The sequence below is a fragment of the Paracoccus onubensis genome (assembly GCF_003591515.1).
GTDB lineage: Bacteria > Pseudomonadota > Alphaproteobacteria > Rhodobacterales > Rhodobacteraceae > Paracoccus > Paracoccus onubensis.
This window is the reverse complement of record NZ_QZCG01000001.1, coordinates 193,331-214,262: the sequence shown is the minus strand read 5'-3', so window position 1 is coordinate 214,262 and position 20,932 is coordinate 193,331. Positions and strand designations below refer to the sequence as shown.

General features: G+C 62.1%; 25 protein-coding genes. 10 read left to right on the top strand and 15 right to left on the bottom strand.

Going from position 1 to position 20,932, the window contains the following annotated elements; genetic code table 11:
• Window position 1: 1 nt before the first annotated feature.
• From D3P04_RS01050 to D3P04_RS01040, 3 genes are all read right to left on the bottom strand, one after another.
• On the bottom strand, window positions 2-862 hold the full coding sequence (locus tag D3P04_RS01050; RefSeq protein WP_119745035.1) for a metal ABC transporter permease: 861 nt from the start codon (window positions 860-862) through the stop codon (window positions 2-4).
• Window positions 859-1,743 carry a manganese/iron ABC transporter ATP-binding protein gene (locus D3P04_RS01045; protein ID WP_119745595.1) on the bottom strand — a complete coding sequence of 295 codons (885 nt, stop codon included), beginning with the start codon at window positions 1,741-1,743 and terminating at the stop codon, window positions 859-861. Before D3P04_RS01045 ends, D3P04_RS01050 begins: the two co-directional genes overlap by 4 nt.
• A gap of 67 nt (window positions 1,744-1,810) precedes the next feature.
• The gene (locus D3P04_RS01040) at window positions 1,811-2,665 is read right to left on the bottom strand and encodes a metal ABC transporter substrate-binding protein (protein ID WP_269902613.1); all 855 of its coding nucleotides are present in this window, start codon (window positions 2,663-2,665) and stop codon (window positions 1,811-1,813) included.
• A 290-nt stretch (window positions 2,666-2,955) separates the two neighbouring features.
• Here D3P04_RS01040 and D3P04_RS01035 point away from each other — a divergent pair, with 290 nt between their 5' ends.
• Window positions 2,956-3,381: a Fur family transcriptional regulator gene (locus D3P04_RS01035; protein ID WP_119745031.1), complete on the top strand. Its 426-nt coding sequence runs from the start codon at window positions 2,956-2,958 to the stop codon at window positions 3,379-3,381.
• Between the two features lie 254 nt (window positions 3,382-3,635).
• On the opposite strand, the gene D3P04_RS01030 is transcribed toward D3P04_RS01035, so the two are convergent.
• Entirely contained in the window at window positions 3,636-4,628 is a 993-nt protein-coding gene (locus tag D3P04_RS01030; RefSeq protein WP_119745593.1) for an NAD(P)H-binding protein, read from the bottom strand.
• A 98-nt stretch (window positions 4,629-4,726) separates the two neighbouring features.
• Here D3P04_RS01030 and D3P04_RS01025 point away from each other — a divergent pair, with 98 nt between their 5' ends.
• Entirely contained in the window at window positions 4,727-5,620 is an 894-nt protein-coding gene (locus D3P04_RS01025; RefSeq protein ID WP_119745030.1) for a LysR family transcriptional regulator, read from the top strand.
• A gap of 138 nt (window positions 5,621-5,758) precedes the next feature.
• Entirely contained in the window at window positions 5,759-6,784 is a 1,026-nt protein-coding gene (locus tag D3P04_RS01020) for a GlxA family transcriptional regulator (RefSeq protein WP_119745028.1), read from the top strand.
• Between the two features lie 73 nt (window positions 6,785-6,857).
• Here D3P04_RS01020 and D3P04_RS01015 read toward each other — a convergent pair whose 3' ends face one another.
• The 4 genes from D3P04_RS01015 to D3P04_RS01000 all read right to left on the bottom strand — a co-directional run bounded on the left by D3P04_RS01015 (window position 6,858) and on the right by D3P04_RS01000 (window position 9,102).
• Window positions 6,858-7,235: a DoxX family protein gene (locus D3P04_RS01015; RefSeq protein ID WP_119745026.1), complete on the bottom strand. Its 378-nt coding sequence runs from the start codon at window positions 7,233-7,235 to the stop codon at window positions 6,858-6,860.
• On the bottom strand, window positions 7,232-7,675 hold the full coding sequence (locus D3P04_RS01010; RefSeq protein ID WP_220475227.1) for an SRPBCC family protein: 444 nt from the start codon (window positions 7,673-7,675) through the stop codon (window positions 7,232-7,234). The genes D3P04_RS01015 and D3P04_RS01010 overlap by 4 nt, the downstream gene beginning before the upstream one ends.
• On the bottom strand, window positions 7,672-7,995 hold the full coding sequence (locus tag D3P04_RS01005; protein ID WP_119745024.1) for an ArsR/SmtB family transcription factor: 324 nt from the start codon (window positions 7,993-7,995) through the stop codon (window positions 7,672-7,674). Before D3P04_RS01005 ends, D3P04_RS01010 begins: the two co-directional genes overlap by 4 nt.
• 117 nt (window positions 7,996-8,112) lie before the next feature.
• Window positions 8,113-9,102 (bottom strand): M23 family metallopeptidase, encoded by a 990-nt coding sequence (locus tag D3P04_RS01000; protein WP_119745022.1) that lies wholly within the window; start codon window positions 9,100-9,102, stop codon window positions 8,113-8,115.
• Between the two features lie 327 nt (window positions 9,103-9,429).
• Between D3P04_RS01000 and exbB the strand changes: the two genes are divergently transcribed.
• Genes exbB through D3P04_RS00985 form a run of 3 tightly spaced genes read left to right on the top strand, consistent with a single transcriptional unit; the run spans window position 9,430 to window position 12,131 of the window.
• On the top strand, window positions 9,430-10,725 hold the full coding sequence (exbB, locus tag D3P04_RS00995; RefSeq protein ID WP_119745020.1) for a tonB-system energizer ExbB: 1,296 nt from the start codon (window positions 9,430-9,432) through the stop codon (window positions 10,723-10,725).
• 3 nt (window positions 10,726-10,728) lie between these two features.
• The gene (exbD, locus tag D3P04_RS00990; protein WP_119745018.1) at window positions 10,729-11,247 is read left to right on the top strand and encodes a TonB system transport protein ExbD; all 519 of its coding nucleotides are present in this window, start codon (window positions 10,729-10,731) and stop codon (window positions 11,245-11,247) included.
• On the top strand, window positions 11,244-12,131 hold the full coding sequence (locus D3P04_RS00985) for a TonB family protein (protein WP_119745016.1): 888 nt from the start codon (window positions 11,244-11,246) through the stop codon (window positions 12,129-12,131). Before exbD ends, D3P04_RS00985 begins: the two co-directional genes overlap by 4 nt.
• Window positions 12,132-12,429: 298 nt before the next feature.
• On the opposite strand, the gene D3P04_RS00980 is transcribed toward D3P04_RS00985, so the two are convergent.
• Complete coding sequence (locus D3P04_RS00980) at window positions 12,430-12,876, bottom strand: SRPBCC family protein (protein ID WP_119745014.1); 447 nt, start codon at window positions 12,874-12,876, stop codon at window positions 12,430-12,432.
• A 49-nt stretch (window positions 12,877-12,925) separates the two neighbouring features.
• Here D3P04_RS00980 and D3P04_RS00975 point away from each other — a divergent pair, with 49 nt between their 5' ends.
• Complete coding sequence (locus D3P04_RS00975; RefSeq protein ID WP_119745589.1) at window positions 12,926-13,285, top strand: ArsR/SmtB family transcription factor; 360 nt, start codon at window positions 12,926-12,928, stop codon at window positions 13,283-13,285.
• Between the two features lie 15 nt (window positions 13,286-13,300).
• Here the strand turns inward: D3P04_RS00975 and D3P04_RS00970 are convergent, their stop codons facing one another.
• Window positions 13,301-13,990 carry a DUF899 domain-containing protein gene (locus tag D3P04_RS00970; RefSeq protein WP_119745012.1) on the bottom strand — a complete coding sequence of 230 codons (690 nt, stop codon included), beginning with the start codon at window positions 13,988-13,990 and terminating at the stop codon, window positions 13,301-13,303.
• A complete protein-coding gene (locus D3P04_RS00965) occupies window positions 13,987-14,250 on the bottom strand; it encodes a hypothetical protein (protein ID WP_119745010.1) in 264 nt (87 codons plus the stop codon). The genes D3P04_RS00970 and D3P04_RS00965 overlap by 4 nt, the downstream gene beginning before the upstream one ends.
• A gap of 91 nt (window positions 14,251-14,341) precedes the next feature.
• Here D3P04_RS00965 and D3P04_RS00960 point away from each other — a divergent pair, with 91 nt between their 5' ends.
• On the top strand, window positions 14,342-15,562 hold the full coding sequence (locus tag D3P04_RS00960; protein WP_119745008.1) for an HTH domain-containing protein: 1,221 nt from the start codon (window positions 14,342-14,344) through the stop codon (window positions 15,560-15,562).
• A gap of 10 nt (window positions 15,563-15,572) precedes the next feature.
• The gene (locus D3P04_RS00955) at window positions 15,573-16,217 is read left to right on the top strand and encodes a Vgb family protein (RefSeq protein WP_119745587.1); all 645 of its coding nucleotides are present in this window, start codon (window positions 15,573-15,575) and stop codon (window positions 16,215-16,217) included.
• A 293-nt stretch (window positions 16,218-16,510) separates the two neighbouring features.
• Here D3P04_RS00955 and phnE (D3P04_RS00950) read toward each other — a convergent pair whose 3' ends face one another.
• From phnE (D3P04_RS00950) to phnD, 4 genes are read right to left on the bottom strand one after another with little or no spacing between them, the layout of a single operon-like run.
• The gene (gene phnE / locus D3P04_RS00950) at window positions 16,511-17,314 is read right to left on the bottom strand and encodes a phosphonate ABC transporter, permease protein PhnE (protein ID WP_119745006.1); all 804 of its coding nucleotides are present in this window, start codon (window positions 17,312-17,314) and stop codon (window positions 16,511-16,513) included.
• On the bottom strand, window positions 17,311-18,102 hold the full coding sequence (gene phnE / locus D3P04_RS00945; protein WP_119745004.1) for a phosphonate ABC transporter, permease protein PhnE: 792 nt from the start codon (window positions 18,100-18,102) through the stop codon (window positions 17,311-17,313). The genes phnE (D3P04_RS00950) and phnE (D3P04_RS00945) overlap by 4 nt, the downstream gene beginning before the upstream one ends.
• Window positions 18,099-18,878, bottom strand: coding sequence for a phosphonate ABC transporter ATP-binding protein (gene phnC / locus D3P04_RS00940; RefSeq protein WP_119745002.1), 780 nt, complete (start codon window positions 18,876-18,878; stop codon window positions 18,099-18,101). The genes phnE (D3P04_RS00945) and phnC overlap by 4 nt, the downstream gene beginning before the upstream one ends.
• Window positions 18,879-18,938: 60 nt before the next feature.
• Window positions 18,939-19,919 (bottom strand): phosphate/phosphite/phosphonate ABC transporter substrate-binding protein, encoded by a 981-nt coding sequence (phnD, locus tag D3P04_RS00935; protein ID WP_119745000.1) that lies wholly within the window; start codon window positions 19,917-19,919, stop codon window positions 18,939-18,941.
• Between the two features lie 144 nt (window positions 19,920-20,063).
• Here phnD and D3P04_RS00930 point away from each other — a divergent pair, with 144 nt between their 5' ends.
• Entirely contained in the window at window positions 20,064-20,849 is a 786-nt protein-coding gene (locus tag D3P04_RS00930) for a DeoR/GlpR family DNA-binding transcription regulator (RefSeq protein WP_119744998.1), read from the top strand.
• The last annotated feature ends 83 nt before the right edge of the window (window positions 20,850-20,932 follow it).

The window sequence follows — 20,932 nt, the reverse complement described above, 5'->3', positions numbered from 1 at the left end:
CTTATGCCGCCTCTGACCGCAGGGCTTCCGCGGCCTTGCGCCGCGCCGCAAGAAGCCCGTGCTTCGGCGCAAGGACGAAAACCGCCAGAAAGATCAGCGTCTGCAGGACGACGATGACCCCGCCCGTCGCTCCGTCAAGGAAATAGCTGATATAGGCGCCCGCGAAACTCGTGACCGTGCCGATGGCGACCGAAGTCATGATCAGGCGCGGGAAACGGTCGCACAGCAGATAGGCCGTCGCCCCCGGCGTTACGACCATCGCGATGACGAGAAAGGCGCCGACCGTCTGCATCGCCGCAACCACGCAGGCCGAAAGCAGCACGAAGAACACGGCTTTCAGCAGCCCGGGCCGCAACCCGATCGAGCGCGCATGGCTTTCATCGAAAAACACGACCATCAGATCCTTCCATTTCGCAAGCAAGACCCCAAGCGAGACAAAACCGATGATCGCCAGTTGCAGCGTATCTTCAGGCGTGATCGCAAGAATATTGCCCATGGTGATCGTCTGGATCGAGACCGACATCGGGCTGAGAGACGCCATGAAAAGCCCAAGCCCGAAAAACGAGGTGAAGATGATTCCGATGATCACATCGACTTTCAGGCCCGAACGGTCCGACAGAAACAGCATTGCCGCCGCCGCGAGCCCGCCCGAGATGAACGCCCCAAGCGCGAAGGGTATCCCCAGAATATAGGCGCCGGCCACGCCCGGCACGACGGAATGGGACAGCGCGTCCCCGATCAGCGACCAGCCTTTCAGCATGAGATAAGAGGACAGAAAGGCGCAGACCCCTCCGACAAGGGCGGATACCCACATCGCGTTGGTCATATAACCATAGGTGAATGGCTCAAGAAGCGCGCTCATTTCCGCCCCTCCGAACGGCGCAGCTTGTCGCCATATTGCACCAAAGGCCGTTCGTCATCGGTCAGGATCGACAGATTCCGCGCATCGTCATCTTCGTGCAGTTCTGCGCCGCTCAGGGTGAAATGCCGCAGCACGCCTCCAAATGCCTGTTCAAGGTTCTCGCGGGTGAAGGTCGTCTCGGTCGGCCCATAGCCCAGCACGGTGCCCTTGACCAGAACCACCCGGTCGCAGAATTCGGGCACGGTGCCCAGATTATGGGTCGAGACCAGCATCACCCGCCCCTCATCGCGCAATTCGCGCAGCAAAGCGGTGATCTGCTCTTCGGTCTTCACATCGACGCCGGTAAAGGGCTCGTCCAGCAGGATCACCTGCCCGTCCTGCGCCAGCGCGCGGGCAAGGAAGACCCGCTTTTTCTGCCCGCCCGACAGTTCGCCGATCTGGCGGCGGCGGAAATCCTGCATATCCACGCGCGACAGCGCCGCCTCGACCGCCGCATGATCCGCAGAGGACGGGCGGCGCAGAAAGCCCATACGGCCATATCGGCCCATCATGACCACATCCTCGACCAGAATCGGGAAGGTCCAGTCGACCTCTTCCGACTGCGGCACATAGGCGACAAGGTTTTTCTTCAGTGCCTCGTTGACCGAAAGCCCCAGCAGACGGATATCGCCTTTCGCCACCGGGACGAAGCCCATGATCGCCTTGAAAAGCGTCGATTTGCCCGCGCCATTCACGCCCACAAGCGCCGTCACCGTGCCGCGCGGGATCTGAAACGAGGCGTTGCGCAGCGCGGTTTGACCGTTGCGATAGGTGACGGTCACCTCCCGCACCTCGATTCCGTCTTGATGGCTGGCGCTTTCAGAATCTGCCGATTGCGCCATCTGGCTGTCATGCTTCATCGTGAATCTTTCTGCCGGAAGGGCCGGTCGCCCGATAAGAAAAGCGATCTCAGTCCATACCGGCCTGTAACCCACCCGCAATCGTCTGGGACGTCACCCTGAGCAGGTCGAGATAGGACGGCACAGGACCATCGGGCTCGGACAGGCTGTCCACATAAAGCACCCCGCCATAATGCGCGCCGGTTTCACGCGCGACCTGCTCGGCGGGCGCGGTATTCACCGTGCTTTCGCAGAAGACCACCGGGATGTCGTTCCCCTTCACCCCGTCGATCACCGCGCGCACCTGCTGCGGCGTGCCCATCTGATCGGCATTCATCGGCCAGAGATAAAGCTCTTTCATGCCGAAATCCCGCGCCAGATAGCTGAATGCGCCTTCACAGGTCACAAGCCAGCGCTGCGCCTCGGGGATGGTGGCGATCTCCTGCCGCAGCGGTTCAAGCGTGGCACGCAGCTCTTCCTTATAGGCTTCCGCGTTGGCGGTATAGGTTTCCGCATTCCCGGGATCGTGCTCGACAAAGGCATCCAGAATGTTATCGATATAGATCAATGCGTTATCCAATCCCATCCAGGCATGCGGATTCGGCGATCCCTCATATGCGCCGGCCGCGATCGGGATCGGATCGATTCCCTCGGTCAGGGTTGCCGAAGGCACATCCCCGAGATTGGTCAGGAATTGCTCGAACCAGAGTTCGAGATTCATGCCGTTCCACAGGATCAGATCGGCATCCTGCGCCCTGACGATGTCCTGCGGAGTGGGTTCATAGCCGTGGATCTCGGCCCCCGGGCGAGTGACCGAAACCACATCCGCCGCATCGCCAGCCACCTGCTGCGCCATATCGGCAAGTACCGTGAACGTGGTCACGACCTTCATCCGATCCTCATCGGCCAGTGCAGTGCCTGCCATCAGCGTGATTACCGCCGCAGTTCCCGACAAGCGTGCCATCGTCAAAATCATGAAATCCCTTTCCCGGTTTGCCGCTCTGGACGCGAATCGCCACGCGCCCGCCCCGCAGATGCGAGTGAGTCGCAGGTAGAGATATCAGGTTCCGCCTTTATTGCAAGTGCAATGCATTCGCACTTGCAAACGCGGCCAAAATTGATGACCTTTGGATTCGGTCATGTTAAAGGTCGCTTCAGCCTGATCGGTCCGCTCCGATGCTCGGCTGGCATGTTTTAGTCGACGCGGGAAACCGGATGAGCAGTTCCAGGCAAGAAAGCCTTATCGACAGGTGCAAACAGCATGGGCTTCGCATCACCGGACAGCGCCGCGTGATCCTGGAAGTGCTGGACGCATCCGACGATCATCCGGATGTGGAGGAACTTCATCGCCGCGTCAGTGCGATCGAGCCGGGGGTGAATATCGCGACCGTCTACCGGACGATGAACAAACTGGCCGAGCAGGGTCTGATCGAGCGTCACCAATTCGATGACGGACGTCTGCGTTACGAACCGGCCCCCGAAGAGCATCACGACCATTTCATCAATGTCGAAACCGGCGAGGTTATCGAGTTCAGGTCGGACGAAATCGAAGATTTGCAGGAAGAGATCGCCCGGAAATACGGTTTCGAGATCGTGAGCCACAAGCTTGAACTCTATGTCAGGCGCCGCAAAGGGCATTAGAGTCCGTCGCGCCGTATCGGAAACGCAGGTTGCTTGCGTCCCGCGATGGCCGGGGGCGCTGCCCCCGGACCCCGAGGTACTTGGACAAAGAAGAAGGGGGAAGAAAGCGATCCGGGCAGCCGCAACATGCTTCAGCAACCGTGTTCCGGAGTGTGGGCGGGGATTTCTTTTGGTGCCCGCAGCCCGCGCGTTCAGGGTCTGATGCCGGCTACTCATCGTCCGGGCAGGGTTTCAAACCAGTGACGCTCTCGCGCTTATTGTTCCTGCGGCGCAGGCAGAACCGCCCGTGCCTCGAGGCAACCAAGGGCGGCAAGCGAATTACGTACCGCGATCTCGGGCGACGTATGGGGTTCATTGCCCAGCAGACCGGTCAGACGGCTGTTGTCGAGGCGGATCGGGTGTTTCCAATAAGGGGCGATTTCGGCCGCCTCGCGCGGGAAGCCACCAAAGGGTGCCACCAGCGAAATAAGCCACCAGGGAAAGCCATAGACCGGCAGCCGACGCTCCGCCGCGTTGCGGATCGCCCTGATCATCTGCTGTCCGTCCGCGTCGTAAATGCCCTCGAACTGTAACATCTCGAAGGGTTTCAGGCGCTCGGGCAGGTCAAGCAACCGGGCGAAGGTTTCGGCCAGATCGGGCAGATAGGCCCAGCTATGCCCGGCCCCCCGTGCCGGATTGATGATGCGCTTCAGCGGATTGCCGGCCGAAACCATTGCCTGCGCGAACCAGCTTGCCCGCATGCCCGGACCAAAGAAGTCACCGGCGCGCAGGATCAGCGACGGAACCTCCGGCGCAGCCAGTCTTAGCCGCTCTTCCAGCTCGACACGTATCGTGCCCTTGCGGCTTTTCGGGTGCTGCCGGCTGGTTTCGCTGATGACCGGGGTCTTCGCAGGATCGAAATTGTAGATCGTGCCAGGCAGAACGATCCGCGCTCCGCCCGCAGCCCGCGCCGCGGCGATGGTATTGTCGATCATGGGCAGGACAAGCCGGTCCCAGTCCCGATAGCCCGGCGGGTTCACCGCATGAACGATGACGGAAACGCCCTGTGCCGCGCGGATGACATCCGCGCCCCGCATCGCATCGCCCTCGAACCATTCGACATGCGCCGGCCCCCGGTTGCGGGCAGCGGCAAGATCTCGCGCCAATCCGCGAACCTGCCAGCCGTGGCGGCACAGCGCCTTGGCAATGCCGCCACCGATTCCGCCCGTGGCGCCCAGTACGAGTGCGGTCCTGTTCTGTTCCATCATGCGTCTCCTGATCTGCATCTGTTGCGATAAGGGCAGCATGGCTTGCGGATACATGAAAAGGAATTGCAAGAAATCCAACAGTTGCTAGAAAGAAGTTTATGAGCAACGTGATTTCATGGGACGATCAGCGAATATTTCTGGCGGTCCTGGAAGAGGGCAGCCTGTCGGCCGCCGCCCGTCGGCTGGGCTTGTCGCATCCGACTGTTCGCGCCCGGATCGAAACGCTTGAGAAACGGCTGGGCGCGGTCCTGTTCACCCGGTCGGTCAATGGCCTGACGCCCACGGAAACGGCCCAGACCCTGCGCGATCCCGCGCGGGCCATGGCGATGGCGTCGGAACTGTTCGTGCGTGTGGCATCTGCGCCTGCCGGACAGGTTGCCGGCACCGTCCGCATCAGCGTGCCGGACTTCATGGGGATCGAGGTGATCCCTGCCATACTGGCGCGCCTGCACCGGGAATATCCGGCTATTCGGATCGAATTGTCACTCAGCAATATTCAGGCGGATCTTCTGGCGCAGGAAGTCGATCTGGCCGTGCGAACTGTAGCGCCGACGCAGGGCGCACTGGTTGCCCGCAAGGTCGCGTCGATTCCCCTGGGACTGTTCGCATCGCGGGATTATGTCGCCCGGCGCGGCCTGCCCGCCGATATCGCCGAGCTTGCCGCTCATGATTTCATCGGACCCGACCGGTCGCGCAGCGATCTTGCCCTGATCGACAGTTCAGGCATGGGTGCCATCCGCGAACGTATGGTCCTGCGCACCGACAGCCACCCCGCGCAACTGGCCGCGCTGCGTGCCGGGCTTGGCGTCGGGGCAGTGCAGGTTCCGACCGCCGCCGCCGATCCGAATCTTGTCCGCCTCTTGCCCGATTTCGAGATCACCCGGCTCGATACCTGGATCGTGACGCATGAGAACCTGTCCCGGGTTCCGCGCGTGCGTGCGGTCTTTGACAGTTTGGCCGATGCGTTCAGAATGATTTCGAAGACCCGGTAAGGACCGGGGCAGGCCCTGCTCATGCCGGGCACGAAACACGCGCATAAAGAATGACCGATGACCTATCCCACTTTTCTCGCGGGCATGCCATCATGTCTTGTCGTGACGTGAACAGGCAATGCAGGAAAAGCGTTGAAGATGACTGGACAGGTGACCGGACGTTCCTCTGCGAACCGCTTCGTTTCTCATGGCGTGGCGCATGTCGATACCCCGCGCCGGGACGAACCCGTTCTGGTGAATTTCGTATTGGTGCCGAAATTCACCATGCTTGCCCTCACCTCCGCGATCGAGCCGCTCAGGGCCGCGAACCAGCTTTCGGGCAGCAACCTGTTCGAGTGGCAGATTTTTTCGGAAAATGGCGAGGCGGTCGTGGCATCCAACGGGGTCGTGATCATCCCCGACGGGGCGTTGCCACAGCAATCCGCGCCCGGCTATGTCTTCGTCTGCGGCGGAGTCGAGCCTGAAAGCACGAGTTCGCCCGTCATCGCCGATTGGCTGCGCGCGCAATGGCGTCATGGCCACACGGTCGGAAGCCTGTGCAGCGGCGCCTATGTCCTTGCCGAAGCGGGCATCCTCAAGGGCAGGAAATTCACCCTGCACTGGGAGAATATTCCCGGCTTCCGCGAAGCCTATCCCGATCTGGATCCGGTCGAGCGCAGCTATTGCATCGACAATCGCCTGATCACCTGCGCCGGCGGCATCGCCGCGGCCGAGATCGCATTGAGGCTGATCAACGACCATTGCGGCGCAGAGCTTGGTCAGGCCGCGATGAATATGTGCCTTCTGACCCACAGGCGGACCGCCGAGGATCCGCAGGTCATTTCCATTGCCGCAAGGCTGGGAACCCGGAACGAATATCTGGTGCGCGCGGTCGAGTTCATCGAGGCGCATGTGGATGAAGAGTTCAATCTGGCCGAATGCGCCGCCTATTCCGGTGTGACTCTTCGGCAGATACAGCGCCTGTTCCGTCAGTATCTGGGCATAACGCCCATGGATTACCGTAATAATACGCGGCTCAGGAAGGCGCGGATATTTCTATCGGAAACGAATATGTCGGTAATGGATGTCGCCCTTGCCTGCGGCTATTCGTCATCCTCGCATTTCGCCAAGGCCTTTCGCAAGAAATACGGCGTGTCACCTTCGAAATTCTCGAATTTCGGGTGACGCCGGCCGGGCAGGCTCCGCATCACCTCGCTGCGACCGGTCGCGCGTTACATCTCCCCGCCGATAGCCCTGTTTATGCCGCCGCCCCCAGCGGCGCGACAAAGCTTCGTCCATAGGCGATGACGAGACAGACCGCCGCGACGCAGAGCCAGTAGATGATCTCTCCTTGCGTGGTCTGGCCAGAGCGCAGGTGAAGGATGGTGAACAGCACCATCTCCAGCGCGATAATGATCGCCGCCAGCGGCACCAGCATGCCCCATTGCCGGTTGATCGCGGGCAGGACCAGCCCTGCAGCGCAGAGCAGCTCGATGCCGATCAGCGACATCCAGACACTATTCGGCATCGCCTTCAGCGACGGCACCATCTCTATGGAATTCGAGAATTTCCAGAAGGCACCTATCGCCGTATGTATCGCCAGAGCGACCTGCAAAACCCAAAGGATGATATTCATTGCCCTTCTCCCTGTGCTGACGATCCGGTGGCGGTGATCCCGGCCACGACTTTCTCCAGCGCGTCCAGAAAACGCGGCCAGCCTGCCATTGCGCCCCGGTGATATGCGGTCTGCTGAGGCTGGAACCCGACCTGTTCCATCCGCAACAGCGTGCCCGCCGCGGTCGGCACAAGCGTCCAGGTCACCAGGCTGCGGAGATCCTTCGTATCCCAGCGATAGGACAGCTTTTCATTCGGCTCGACGACCTGCACTTCGCAGGACACGCTGCCCCAATCCGCAGTCAGGCTGAAACGATGCCCCATCTGCGGCAGAAAATCGTTCTGCATCAGCCATTCCGCGATCAGATGCGGCTCGGTCAGTGCTCTCCAAAGCAAATCCGGCCTGCAGCGAAACTCGCGCTCGACCACGACGGAACCCTCGCCCCTGTGTTCATCCATCATCTGTCCATCCGTTTCAGCAGGTTTTCAAGCTTGTCGAATTTCTCGTCCCAGAAGCCGGTCATCTCACGCACCCAGCCCTGCAACGGCGCCAGCGCCGCGACATCGGCCCGGTACAATGTCTCGCGCCCATGAATGGTCCCCTGCACCAGGCCAGAGCCTTTCAGGATGCGCAGATGCTTCGAAACCGCCGGTTGCGAGATTGCCGCCTGCGCAGTGATGGTGCTGACCGATTGCGCACCGTCGCGGCACAGCCGCTCGAAAATCGCCCGGCGCGTCGGGTCGGCAAGGGATCTGAAAACTTCGTTCCGGAACTGAGTCATTATTCCATAACCGTTTGGCTATGGAATTCATATAACCGAATGGTTATTGGTGTCAACCGGCAGCGGTCGCGGCGATTTGTGCGATCCCATATGACGCCTCTGCGTGGGAGTTTGCAGTCACTTGACCGGCTGAATGATTTCTCCTTTTCTCGGCTCGCCCCGGTGGATTACCACGCCGTTTGCCCGATAATCCGTGAACTGCGCAGGCAGGCCTTTCCCTTGGCCAAGACCTGGGCCTGTTTGCAGGTGGAAATGCAGATGTGGCTCGGATGTATTGCCGCTGTTGCCACACCTGCCAATCTCCTGGCCCGGCACCACATGATCGCCCTTGGCAACGCGCACGCTGTTCTGCCTGAGATGCGCAAGAAACCCGTATTCGTCATTGCCGAAGTCGATCACCACATGATTTCCGGCTGGATTTCCCGGATCGGTGCTTCCTATCGCCTGATCGGGCAACCCATCCACGACGCCGGCAACAATTCCGCCCGCCGGAGCAAGGATTGGGCGGCCCCAACAATGATAACTTTCCAGATTATTCGGATCATCACCGTCATGGCTCTCTCCGTCTTCCAGGACAAGAAGGTCCAGCGCGAAACGCTGTCCCATATCGACGGCGTGATAATTATCTTCGAGACTGCGCCCACCCCAGTAAACATACCACTCGCCATCCACCGGCAAGCGCATTTGCGCCTTTGTCTCGTAATTCAGATACGGACTGTCGGCAGCAACAGGCTGCGGTCTTACATAGAAACCGGCAATATGCTCGGCATCGTCAAAAGCTATGACAATCTCTATCAATGCCGGAGCGTCGGTCCAGCGCGAAAGACGGGTAAAGACATCATGGCCCGCCTGCTTTTCCACGCGCTCGGACAGGACTGCTTCCTCGGTACCTAAATCGCTCAGCAAGCCGTCCTGCAGCGAGGTCAGGTCGTCGATCGAGCCGAAGGCTTCCTGCATGTCGGGCGTCGATCTCGTCCAGACGGATTCGACATCACCGCGCAAGAACGCTTCCGACACCTGCTGTCCCGCAGAGAGCGGGTCAGCCTGCGCAGACAAGGCGGCGCCAGCTTGCGCAAGAACTCCGATCAAAAGCGTCCAGCGATTCATTTCCGTCCCTTTCCATCGAGAGGCCCAATTCCGGCATTGTCAGCGCATAACACCGGCGACTCGCAGCCTTCCCTTCGCCACTGTCAAGCTGAACTTCTGCATGTGGGAAATTTATGCATTTTTCCGCCGCAGCCTCCGCCGCAGCCGAAGATATCCAGCGGGATGACGGCCGTGCCCGGCAGATATTCCCTCAGAGCAATAGTTGACAATTTTACCCCGACGTTCGATACCCGGCCCGAGTCGCGCCAGGGTTAGGGTTGCCTCAAGGCCGCCTTTATCCCGACAGCCTGCGGCAAGTCCGAATGCGGGAAAGAGACAAGGAACGTCATGAACCATAAACCGCTGCCGCGTTTGAGCGCGGGGATCGTTGCAACGCTTGCCTGCCTGATCGCAGCGCCCGGCCTTGCGCAGGATACCACTCCGGCTGCTCCGCAGACCGAAACGCAGGCCCAGACAACGCCTGAGGCCGAAACGCCCGAAGCGGCGGCCCCCGCAGGCGAGACGACCGGGACCCAGGCCGATGACGCAGGGGCAGGCTCAACCGGGGCCGAAGCCGCAGATGAGGCTGACGCCGGCTCTGGCGAAACGGAAACACCTGCAGCGGAAGCCGAAATCCCGGCTGACGCGGCAACCGACGGCGACACGGATACCGGAGCAGAGACGCCGGCGACCGAAGCGCCAGCCGCAGATGCGCCCGCCGCCGAAACGGGAACCGAAACAGAGGCTCCGGCAGCCGGCACCCCGGCCGCAGATGCCCCGGCCGCAAATGCCTCGGCCGCAAATGCCCCGACCACTGACACCCCAGCTGTGGAAGCGCCCGCCACAGAAGAACCGGCCGAGGCTCCCGGCTTCCTGCCGCAATCCATTCATGACGCGCTGGCCCCCATCCTGAACACGCCCGAGCGTGACCCGAATTTGCCACATGACCTGTCGCCCGTCGGCATGTTCCTGGCCGCCGACTGGGTGGTGAAGGCGGTGATGATCGGCCTGGCCTTTGCCTCGATCGTCACATGGACGGTCTTTGTGGTGAAGCTGCTGGAACTGTGGCGCGCGGGTGCGAATGTCCAGTCGGGTATCAACCGCATCGGACGCTCTGCCAACCTGCCCGCCGCACTTGCCGCAGCCGCTCGTCGCCGCGATCCCGTCTCTCGCATGATCCGCGCCGCATCGCAGGAATACGACCAGTCGGCCCCGGCCTTCGATCGGGCGGGCAATGACGGGATCAAGGAGCGTGTCGATTCGCATCTCGAACGGATCGAGGCCGTTGCCGGCCGCGGCATGGCGCGTGGAACCGGCATTCTTGCCACAATCGGCTCGACCGCGCCCTTCGTCGGTCTGTTCGGGACCGTCTGGGGGATCATGAACAGCTTCATCGGCATCTCCGAGGCGCAGACCACGAATCTTGCCGTCGTGGCGCCGGGTATCGCCGAGGCGCTGCTGGCCACCGCTCTGGGCCTTATCGCCGCCATTCCCGCCGTGGTCATCTATAACGTCTTCGCCCGCGCCATTGCCGGCTATCGCCTGCGTCTCGCGAATGCCGCCGCCGGCGTGCGCCGTCTGGTCAGCCGCGATCTGGATTTCCGTGGCATCACGCCAGCCGCGGCACCGGCAACGGAGGCCTAGGCCATGGCTGGCGGTATCCGCGAATCCCAAGGCGATGATCTGGTCGAGAATCATGAGATCAACGTCACGCCCTTCATCGACGTCATGCTGGTGCTGCTGATCATCTTCATGGTCGCTGCACCGCTGGCGACGGTGGATGTAAATGTCGATCTGCCGGTCTCGAACGCAACCCCGCAGCAGCGCCCCGATCAGCCGGTCTATGTGACGGTGAAACCCGACATGACGCTGAATATCGGGAATGACGACGTGCCGGTAGCCCGTCTGGGACAGGCGCTGGACGCGGTGACCGAAAGCAACAAGGAAGAACGTATCTTCCTGCGCGCCGACAAGGAGGTGCCCTATGGCGATCTGATGGAGGTGATGAATACGATGCGTGACACCGGCTACCTGAAGATCGCGCTGGTCGGTCTGGAAAACGGCGCGGCGGGCGCCGCACCCGAAGGCGCCGCGCCCGCCGCGACGACCCCGGATGCAGCCGCCCCTGCACCATCCGCCGAGTCTGACGGAGCGGCCGCGCCATGAGCGAACGCGCCTCTGTCATCACGCGCGAAGCCGCGTTATGGGGCGCCGTAGGTGTTCTGGTTCTGGCCGCGCATATCGCCTTTGGGGTCTGGATCACCCGTCAGGCCGAAGCGGCTGCCCCTCCGGGTCTGCCCGAACCGGTCTTTGTCGACCTGATGCCGGCTCCGGAACCGGCAGAGGCCCCCGCCGCCGAACAGACGGTGGAAGAGACCGAAGAACCCGAGGCCGAGCCGGAACCGGAGCCCGAGCCGGAGCCTGAGCCCGAAGCTGTCGAACTGCCGCCGATCCAGGAGCTGGAGCCGATCGAGGATTTCAGCGAGTTGTTTCCCGAACCGCAGGAGGAGGAAATGACTCCGCCCGAGGTGGAATCGACTCCGGAACTGACGCTCAGCGCGTCGACCCGCCCGATGCGCCGCCCGCCCGAGCCAGAGCCGGAACCCGAGCCGCAGCCAGAGCCCGAACCCCGCCGCGAACCGGAACCGCAGCGCCAGACGCAGCAGGCGCCGGAACCGCAGCAGCAACCCGCCCCGCAGCCGGCGGGCCAGCAGGCCCCGCAGGGCGCAGCCGGACAGGGGGCCAGCGGCATCAGCCAGCAGCAGGAAGCAAATCTGCTTCAGCAATGGGGCGGCAGCATCGGCGCCTGCATCCAGCGGCGGGCGCGCCTGCCGCGCGGAGTCCGCAGCGGCGGCACCGTCACGCTGGCATTGGCGGTATCGCGCAGCGGCACTGTGCAGGTCCAGGGCGTGGCCGGGTCTTCCGGTCTGCCCGAACTGGATCAGGCGGCATTGCAAGCGGCACAGCGCGCCGGTCGCTGCCCCCCTGCCCCGGCCGGGTTGACCGACGCGTCCTATAGCTTCGCGCTGCCGATCCGGATTGCCCAATAACCGGCCCCACCCGCCCCGCACGCATGCCGCGCGGGGCGGCCCTTCTGATCCGTCCCGTCAGATTTCCCGGCGGTGGCCTCAATCAGACCACGGCTTCCCCGGCCCGGTTTCTCCCCTTCTGCTTCTTCTTTGTCCAAATACCTCGGGGGTCCAGGGGGCAGCGCCCCCGGCCATCGCGGGACGCAAGTCACCAGCGTCTCCGATTCAGCACGACACGCTATAGGGTAGAAAACCCCCGAAACCGCCGGGTTCGACAGAAACATTTCCTCCCGGCCGGACGGCAGATTGGCGATCGAAGCTATTTGTAGAAACCGTCGCGCAGGTTGATACCGTGTTCCATCCACGCCTTCATCGCGCAAATCATACCGGTCCAGCCCTCGCAATTGCCCAGGCAACCCTTCAGGCCGATCTCGGTATCGGGCCAGCCATATTCGCTGATCCGCACCAATGTGCGCCCGTCCTCCAGCGGCTGGAAGGTCATGGTCACAGTGGTCCAGCTGTCGGGACTGCCCTCGACTTCCCATTGCAGGACGATCCGTTCGTTGGGCACGACCTCTTGCACCAGTACCGGAAAGGCTCCGGGGAAATCATGGAAATCCCAGGTCACCTCGGCGCCGGTGGCCAGACGGCCCTTCGCGCCGCCGGTGGTGAAGAATTTCGATAGCGTGTCCGGGTTCACGACGGTTTCGAACACCTCGTCGACCGGCTTCGATATCCGGCCGCTGACTGTGAATTTCAGTTCCATGGCAATGATTCTCCTTGTCTTGAACTCTATTATGTTATATAATTATAACATGTCAATCGAAGATCAGGATGACGCGCTGTTCAAGGCGCTGGGGCACCGGGCACGCCGGCAATTGCTGGACCTGCTGAAGGCGGGGCCGAAAACCACCGGCGAGCTGTGCGAGGCATTGCCGCAACTGGACCGCTGCACGGTCATGCAACATCTGCGGGTGCTGGAAACGGCCGGATTGCTCATCGTCGAAAGGCGGGGGCGCGAAAGATGGAATCATCTCGACGCCCTGCCCATCCATGCCCTGAACGAACGCTGGATCGGCCGATACGCCGCCTATGCGGTCAATATGCTCAGCGAAATCAGGCAGGAATCGGAAAACCCGCAGCGGCAGGACCGGGACAGGGTCCTGCCGGAATAGCGCGGCCCATCCGGTTCAGTATTCGTCATGCAGCTTCAGCCAGCTCATCGTGCCGTTTTCATTGCGGCCCTTTGGGGTCAGGTCAAGCCAGTTGAACGCGCCCATCACCAGCTCGACACCGCGATGATAGGTTGAATAGCTGTGAAAGATCGCCCCTTCGCGATCCTTTGTGAAAATGCTGATCCCGAACATGTCCGGGCTGTTCTGAATGACCAGGCCGTAATTGTAGATGGCCCTGCCGGCGGCGCGGTCCGCACTGGTGAAGGAAACGCCGAAATCATAGTTGAAATCGCCATCCCCCGACGAAACCCACGGAAAGCTCCAGCCCATCCGCCGCCTGACCTTTTCGATCTGCTGAAGCTGCGCGCGGGAAACCGCCGCGAAGGCCAGATCCGCCTGCTCGAAATGCTGCCGGGCCGCATCGATATGATCCGCGACGAAACAGCAGCCAGAGCAGATATGATCCGATCCCGGCGTCAGCATGAAGTGATAGATGGCAAGCTGATCGCGGTCACCGAAAAGATCGCCAAGCCCGCATTCGCCCTTGGAGCCTTCGAAACGATAGGGTTTGTCGATATGGACCCAGGGCATCCGCCTGCGCTCGGCGCGCAACGCGTCAAGCTGATGGGTCATGTCGCGCTCTTTGGCCAGCAGCACCTTGCGGGCCGTCAGCCAGTCTTCGCGTGAGACGACGGGAGGTGTCATGATCGGTCTCCTGTAGGGTTGCCGTGACAGCCTGTTCCCTTTCGGCCCGACATCAGTCTTAGCCAGGGCGGCAGGTGAAACAGGCTCATCAGCAGATACATCGTGGTCATGCCATTCATCGGCAGCATGCCCGGATCAGACAGGCAGAGCGCATTCACATCCATCGAGGTGATCCCGGCCATGAGGGCGAAGCCCGGCATAGCCGCAAGGGTCAGCCAATCTGCCGCGCCGGGTGTTCCTGCCGTCGAAAGCGTTGTCATTTTTCACCCTCCATCCGATGATCTGCTGAATCGGGGTAAATCTACGACAGGACGGAAACCGGGTGAGAGTAACAAGCATGACGGGATTTCGATGGACAGGCTGATTGCCTCTGCGGCGCAGTCTCTGGCCGGGGGTGACGCGCTGTCGGCACTGAAGCGGATCTCCCTGCGCGACGACCCGCCCGCGCTGGCGCTGCGCGGCACCGCCATGGCGCAACTGGGCGATCTGGCGCGGGCGCGGGAATTGTTGCAGGCGGCCGCGCGCGGGTTTGGCGCAAGGGAACCCGTGGCCCGCGCCCGCTGCATTCTTGCCGGCGCCGAGATCGCATTGGTTACGCGCGATCTGGTCACCGCGTTGCGGGCGCTTGGCACGGCGCAGGCGGTGCTGGAGGCGCATGCCGACCGGGCGAATGCCGCCCATGCCGCCTGTCTTCAGGCCCGGCTGCTGCTTTTGACCGGGCGTCTCGATGATGCCGAACAACGTTGCAATACCCTGGAAACCAAGGCCCTGCCCGCAGCGTCGCGTCCCGGCTATTGGCTGGTTGCGGCGGGCATCGCCATGCGGCGCATCCGGGCCCGGGATGCGCGGGCGGCTTTGGACCGGGCTGCTCAGACCGCGCGTGAAACGGGTATCTCCGCGCTGGCGGCCGAGGTGGCGCAGGCGCGCGCCGCATTCGATGCCCCGGCTGCGCGACTCATCGAAAACGGGGGTGACCGGCTGCTGGATCTGGCCAAGGTGGAAACCCTGATCGCCACGGATATGCTGCTTGTCGATATCTGCCGCAATGTCCTGCGATGCGGCGCGACTGTGATCCCGCTTGCCGGGCGCCCGGTGCTGCTTGCCCTGCTGCGCAAACTGGCCGAAGCCTGGCCCCGCGACGCCTCGCGCGAGGCGCTGCTTTTACATGCCTTTCGCGCGCGCCATGTGGACGAATCGCATCGCGCAAGGCTGCGGGTCGAGATCGGGCGGTTGCGCGGACTAATAAAACCTCTGGCCGGGGTGAAGGCGACCGGCCGGGGTTTCGTGCTGGAGCCCCGCGGCGCACGGAAGATCGCCGTACTCACCCCACCGGTCGAGGGGGAACATGCCGCGCTGCTGGCGCTGCTTGCCGATGGCGAGACCTGGTCGAGTTCGGCGCTGGCGCTGGCTCTGGATGTCAGCCCCCGGACCGTGCTGCGCGGGCTCGAGGCCCTGAAAGAGGCAGGGCGGGTCGATTGGTTCGGCCATGGCAGGGCGCGCCGCTGGATCGTGCGAAACGTGCCGGGTTTCCCGACAAGTTTGTTACTCCCGGTTCTCCTGCCGAAAGGATAGGATGGGTTTCATGAAACATATGGCTGAAATCATCCGCGAATATGGTCCCTTTCATGGCGTCGAAGATGTGCATGGCGTCACCTTCGACGGGCATCAGGTCTGGTTCGCCAGCGGCGACCGGCTGAACGCGCTTGATCCCAACAGCGGAACGGTTCTGCGCGCGCTGGAAATTCCAGCGGATGCCGGAACCGCCTTCGACGGCACGCATCTGTATCAGATCGCCGGGCCGGTCATCCGCAGGATCGATCCTCAAAACGGCAAGGTACTGGGCACGATCCCGGCCCCGGAAGGTGGCAATTCCGGGCTGGCATGGGCCGAGGGCATGCTTTGGGTCGGCCAGCACCGTGGCTGCAGAATCCATCAGGTCGATCCCGATAGCGGGGCGGTGCTGCGCGTCATCGAATCCGACCGCTTCGTCACCGGCGTCACCTGGGTCGACGGGGAATTATGGCATGGCACATGGCAGGAAGGGAAAAGCGATATCCGGCGCATCGACTCCGGGACCGGCAAGGTGCTGGAACAGCTGGAAATGCCGGCAGGTGTCGGAGTCTCGGGGCTGGAATCGGATGGCGATGAACGGTTCTTCTGCGGCAGCGGCGGCGGAAAGCTCAAGGTTGTCCGCCGCCCCGGAAAGGCGAATATCCCTGCGAAATAATACCGGACGGAATATTCCACCGGCCTGCTATTCTGCCCCCGCTCCCACGATCCAGAGCGTGTCGTGCCCGCTCGGACTCGCTTCCCCTTCTTCTTTGAACAAATACCTCGGGGGTCCGGGGGCAGCGCCCCCGGCCCTCGCGGGACGCAAATAACCAGCGTCCCTACGTCAATACGCCCGGCTCTCAAGGTTCACCTCCCACCGTTTCCGGCAGGGCAGTCCCGCTGGTGGACATGTCCGGCGGCCCGCCATGGCGTCTTTCATATCCCGGACGGATGCCTACAGGATGATGCCTACAGGATACGGCGGCGTATCATGGCCGAGGCGATCTCTCCCAGGATGACGAGGGCAAGGATGGCCAGCAGGACCATCGCCACCTCGGGCCAGTTGAATGTGTCTATGGCACCTTGCAGGATGATCCCGATACCGCCCGCCCCGACCAGACCCAGCACGGTGGATTCGCGCAGATTGATATCCCAGCGCAGGATACTGACCGCCCAGAAAGTCGGCATGACCTGCGGCACGATGGCATAGACGATCACCTTGAGGCGCGATGCCCCCGTCGCCTCAAGCGCCTCGACCGGGCGACGGTCGATCTCCTCGATTGCCTCGCCCAGCAATTTGCCGATGAAACCGACCGAACGGAACATGATTGCCACGATCCCCGCCACCACACCGGGGCCGAAAATGGCAACGAACAGCAGCGCCCAGATGATCGTGTTGATCGAGCGTGACGATACCAGAATGAACCGGCCCAGCCAAAGCGTCGCAAGGTTGGGTGTGGTATTCCGCGCCGCCAGATAAGCGACGGGAAGCGAGATCAGCACCGCGAAAAACGTCGCGATCGTGGCGATATTGACGGTTTCCCACAAGACCTGAAGGATGTTCGGCAGATTGCGCGGATCGGGGGGAAACATCCGGGCCAGCAGATCTCCCATCTGGCTGGGCGCATCCCATACCCAGGCCCAGATGACATCGATACTGCTCACCGACCAGGCGATGACCAGCAATGTGACGATCAGGCTGCCATAGCGCGTCAGCCGCTGACGCGTGGTAAAGCGGCTCCAGTCGTCGCGGTCCATATCCGGCAAGCTCATATCCGTTTCCTGATCTGGCCGCTGACGGCCTCGCTGATAAGGATCACGCCGATGATGACCATGGTGATGGCCAGCGCGAAATCGTAATCATAGCGCCCGAAGGCATTGGCCAGAGTGGCGCCGATCCCCCCTGCCCCCACGATGCCGACAACGGCCGAGGCACGCAGGTTGCTGTCAAGCTGGTAGATCGTCAGCCCGATCTGGCGCGGCAGGATCTGTGGAAAGATGGCGTAGAACAGGGTCGGCAGGAACGACGCCCCGGCGGCGCGCATTGCCTCTACCTGACCGAAATCGATCTCTTCGATCCGCTCGGCCAGCATCTTCGCGACAAAACCGATGGAATAGATGATCAATGTCAGAACACCGGCCAGCGGGCCGAAACCCACGGCCTTGACGAAAATGATGGCGACGATGACCGGATGAAAGCTGCGGGCTAGGATGATGATCGCGCGGCCAAGATAGAAGATCGGGCGCGGGGCGATATTTCCCGCCGCCATGAAGGCGATCGGGATCGACAGCAGCACGCCGCCGAATGTTGCCAGAATCGCGATCTTCAGGCTTTCAAGAAACCCGTCGATCAGCAGCCCGCTGCGCTCGAAGCTGGGCGGGATGGCGCCGCTGAATATCCGCTGCGCCCGCACCAGTCCCTCGGCAACCCTCTGCCAGTCGATGGGCAGCGTCGCGACGGACCAGAGAATATAGGCGAAAATCCCAAGGATCGTGACCCAGCGCAGGACCGGATTGGCGATCATCGGCGGTTTGCGCCAACTGTCCCGCGTCGCGCTCATGATACGGGCTCCGGTTGTGGGGAGGCGCGGTCGGCGGCGGGGCTGCCGGAATAGATCCGGTCCATCGCCGTTTCATCGAGTTCCGCCGGGGGGCCGTCGAAGATGATCCGGCCATAGCGCATGCCGACGATACGGTCCGTATATTGCCGCGCCTCAGCCACGTTGTGGATATTGATCAGCACCGGTAGTGACAATTCACGCGCCAGATCGCGCAGCAACTGCATGATCTGCTCCGAGGTCTTCGGATCCAGCGACGCGGTCGGTTCATCCGCCAGCAGAATCTCGGGCTCCTGCATCAATGCCCGCACCACGCCGACCCGCTGACGCTCGCCACCGGAAAGCTCGTCGGCGCGCTTGTCGGCATAATGGGCAATGCCGACCCGCTCCATCAGTTCATAGGCGCGGCGGATATCCTGTTTCGGATATCTGCGGCTGATCGCCGACCATGTCGAGATATAGCCAAGCCTGCCGGATTGCACATTCTCCATCACCGTCAGGCGGTCGACAAGATTGAAGCCCTGAAACACCATGCCGATCTTGCGGCGGGCCTCGCGCAGCTTGCGCCCTTTCAGCGTGGTCAGTTCCATGCCGTTCAGGACAATGCTTCCCGAGCTTGGCTCGACCAGTTTGTTGATACAGCGCAAAAGCGTGCTTTTACCGGCCCCGGAAGACCCGATGATGGAAACGACGCTTTCGCCTTCCACAGTCAGGTCGAGATTCTTGAGAACCGGGTCACCGCCCGCATAACGTTTGACCAGATCGGTGATCCTGAGCATGGCAGCCCTCCGGAATGGCCCGGCCAGAAGCCGGGCAGGGAAAAGATCGGAACGGCAGGCTTATTCGGCGGCAAGGTCTTCGGGCGTGTAGGAAACGCCGTTAGCCTGCTGAATCTCGCGGATCACCGCCCATTGGTCGTTATAGGTGATGGGGATGAACTTGCTGACCCCCTCGAATTCCTCACCCAGGGCGGTGCCGGCGAAATCGAAGCTGAAGAATGCCTCTTCGATCTTCTCCTTCAATTCCGGCGCCAGATTATGGGCATAGGTATAAGAGGTCGTCGGGAAAGGTTCGCTTTCCCAGATGACGCGGACATCGGCGGGATCGTAAAGCCCGCGCTCGGCCATCCGATCGACGACCTCGGACGCGACGGGTGCCGCATCGTAATCGCCCGCGACAACGCCCAGCATGGACTGGTCATGCGAACCCGAATAGGTCACTTCGTAATCCTCATCCGGAACAACGCCAAGCGCGGGGAACAGCGCCCGCGGCGCCTGGTTGCCGGAATTCGAGGTCGGCGAGGTATGCGCGACCCGCTTTCCCGCCAGATCGGACATTTCCTGGATATCGCTGTCGGCCTGCGTAAAGACCTGCAGGGTATAGCCGAAACGGCCGTCATCCGAACCCATCAATGCGAAAGGCACCGCACCGGCCAGATTGACGGCAAAGGGCGTCGGGCCAGTGGAAAAACCGGCGATATGCAGGCGGCCCGAGCGCATCGCCTCGACCTCGGCCGAGTTGGACTGCACGGCAAAGAACTGCACCTTCTTGCCGGTCACCTCGGAAAGATGCTCGATGAACGGATCCCAGATATCCTCATAGACCGCCGGATCCTCGACCGGCGTATAGGCAAAGACCAGCGTATCGGGATCGACCAGTTCGCTTTCGTCGGTCGGGGCATCCGCCACCAGATCGCCGTCGGAATCGCAGTAGATCGGGTCGAGTTCCCCGTGATCGGGGCAATCCTGCGCATTCGCCGCAGAGCCGAAGGCCAGCGCAACGAAAACCGCGGCACCAAGATATTTGTCGGGACTGAACATGATGAAACCTCCTCCTCGGGCTGGCACAACCAGAGTTACACAGCCCCTTATTGGGATTTCCAACATAAACCTGTGGCTATTGCAACAAAATTGTCACATAAATCTGCGAAACAGGCATGAATCACCAGAAAAGGGACCTGGCAGATGAACTCGGTGCCCGAACGCATACGCAAATCAGAGCGCAGGGCACAGATCCTGATGGAACTGCGCTGGAAGCCGCATGTGCGCGTGACTGAACTGGCCGAGCAATTCGGCGTCTCCACCGAAACCATCCGCCGCGATCTGCAGGAGATGAACGAGGCGCGGGAACTCGACCGCGCGCATGGCGGCGCTTCGGCGCGGATACCGGAAAGCCAGCCCAGCCTCGACGAGCGACAGACATCACGGGTCGAGGAACGCGAACGCATCGCCCGCTTCGCCGTCCGTCAGATCGCCGATGGCGCATCCCTGATGATCGACGCGGGCGCCTCTACCATCGCGCTTGCCCGCTGTCTCGCCGTCGCGGATCTGAATCTGAAAATCGTGACCAACAGCCTGCCGGTCGCGATGATCCTTGGCCCGGCGCCGAAGATCTATCTGCGGCTATGCCCCGGCGATCTGCTTGCCCCGGAAGCGGCGGTGATCGGCCCGGACACATCGGCATATATCGCCCGGCACAATGTCGATTGCTGCTTTCTCGGCGCCTCGGCGGCAAGCGATCAGGGCATCAGCGAGGCCATCCCCGGTTTCGCCGATGTCAAACGCGCCATGATGGCGCAGGCGGCGCGGTCGGTCTTCCTGATCGACCACAGCAAGCTTGGCCGGAACGAGCTCGACCGCGTCGCCGGCCCTGCCCCTGATCGCGCCATCTATACCGACCGCCTGCCCGATCCCGGTTTCGCGAAAGCATGGCAGGCCGGAGGAGGAGAGCTGCAGGTGATCGAAGCCTAGCGATCAAAGCCCATCAAAGGGCGGTTCCGGTCAGGCGGACAGACCATTCCGGTGGATCCGCCCGCGCCATGGCGAAAACCCCT

Excerpts from the sequence above, each read along its gene's own strand:
- D3P04_RS00965 (WP_119745010.1), bottom strand. The coding sequence starts at position 14,250 with ATGACAACGCTTTCGACGGCAGGAACACCCGGCGCGGCAGATTGGCTG.
- D3P04_RS00930 (WP_119744998.1), top strand. The coding sequence starts at position 20,064 with ATGAACTCGGTGCCCGAACGCATACGCAAATCAGAGCGCAGGGCACAG.
- D3P04_RS01010 (WP_220475227.1), bottom strand. The coding sequence starts at position 7,675 with ATGATGGATGAACACAGGGGCGAGGGTTCCGTCGTGGTCGAGCGCGAG.
- phnE (WP_119745004.1), bottom strand. The coding sequence starts at position 18,102 with ATGAGCGCGACGCGGGACAGTTGGCGCAAACCGCCGATGATCGCCAAT.
- D3P04_RS00975 (WP_119745589.1), top strand. The coding sequence starts at position 12,926 with ATGTCAATCGAAGATCAGGATGACGCGCTGTTCAAGGCGCTGGGGCAC.
- phnC (WP_119745002.1), bottom strand. The coding sequence starts at position 18,878 with ATGCTCAGGATCACCGATCTGGTCAAACGTTATGCGGGCGGTGACCCG.
- exbB (WP_119745020.1), top strand. The coding sequence starts at position 9,430 with ATGAACCATAAACCGCTGCCGCGTTTGAGCGCGGGGATCGTTGCAACG.
- D3P04_RS01015 (WP_119745026.1), bottom strand. The coding sequence starts at position 7,235 with ATGAATATCATCCTTTGGGTTTTGCAGGTCGCTCTGGCGATACATACG.
- D3P04_RS00955 (WP_119745587.1), top strand. The coding sequence starts at position 15,573 with ATGAAACATATGGCTGAAATCATCCGCGAATATGGTCCCTTTCATGGC.
- D3P04_RS01005 (WP_119745024.1), bottom strand. The coding sequence starts at position 7,995 with ATGACTCAGTTCCGGAACGAAGTTTTCAGATCCCTTGCCGACCCGACG.
- D3P04_RS01000 (WP_119745022.1), bottom strand. The coding sequence starts at position 9,102 with ATGAATCGCTGGACGCTTTTGATCGGAGTTCTTGCGCAAGCTGGCGCC.
- D3P04_RS00980 (WP_119745014.1), bottom strand. The coding sequence starts at position 12,876 with ATGGAACTGAAATTCACAGTCAGCGGCCGGATATCGAAGCCGGTCGAC.
- D3P04_RS00970 (WP_119745012.1), bottom strand. The coding sequence starts at position 13,990 with ATGACACCTCCCGTCGTCTCACGCGAAGACTGGCTGACGGCCCGCAAG.
- exbD (WP_119745018.1), top strand. The coding sequence starts at position 10,729 with ATGGCTGGCGGTATCCGCGAATCCCAAGGCGATGATCTGGTCGAGAAT.
- D3P04_RS01050 (WP_119745035.1), bottom strand. The coding sequence starts at position 862 with ATGAGCGCGCTTCTTGAGCCATTCACCTATGGTTATATGACCAACGCG.
- D3P04_RS01025 (WP_119745030.1), top strand. The coding sequence starts at position 4,727 with ATGAGCAACGTGATTTCATGGGACGATCAGCGAATATTTCTGGCGGTC.
- D3P04_RS01040 (WP_269902613.1), bottom strand. The coding sequence starts at position 2,665 with ATGGCAGGCACTGCACTGGCCGATGAGGATCGGATGAAGGTCGTGACC.
- phnE (WP_119745006.1), bottom strand. The coding sequence starts at position 17,314 with ATGAGCTTGCCGGATATGGACCGCGACGACTGGAGCCGCTTTACCACG.
- D3P04_RS01030 (WP_119745593.1), bottom strand. The coding sequence starts at position 4,628 with ATGATGGAACAGAACAGGACCGCACTCGTACTGGGCGCCACGGGCGGA.
- D3P04_RS01045 (WP_119745595.1), bottom strand. The coding sequence starts at position 1,743 with ATGGCGCAATCGGCAGATTCTGAAAGCGCCAGCCATCAAGACGGAATC.
- D3P04_RS01035 (WP_119745031.1), top strand. The coding sequence starts at position 2,956 with ATGAGCAGTTCCAGGCAAGAAAGCCTTATCGACAGGTGCAAACAGCAT.
- D3P04_RS01020 (WP_119745028.1), top strand. The coding sequence starts at position 5,759 with ATGACTGGACAGGTGACCGGACGTTCCTCTGCGAACCGCTTCGTTTCT.
- D3P04_RS00960 (WP_119745008.1), top strand. The coding sequence starts at position 14,342 with ATGGACAGGCTGATTGCCTCTGCGGCGCAGTCTCTGGCCGGGGGTGAC.
- phnD (WP_119745000.1), bottom strand. The coding sequence starts at position 19,919 with ATGTTCAGTCCCGACAAATATCTTGGTGCCGCGGTTTTCGTTGCGCTG.
- D3P04_RS00985 (WP_119745016.1), top strand. The coding sequence starts at position 11,244 with ATGAGCGAACGCGCCTCTGTCATCACGCGCGAAGCCGCGTTATGGGGC.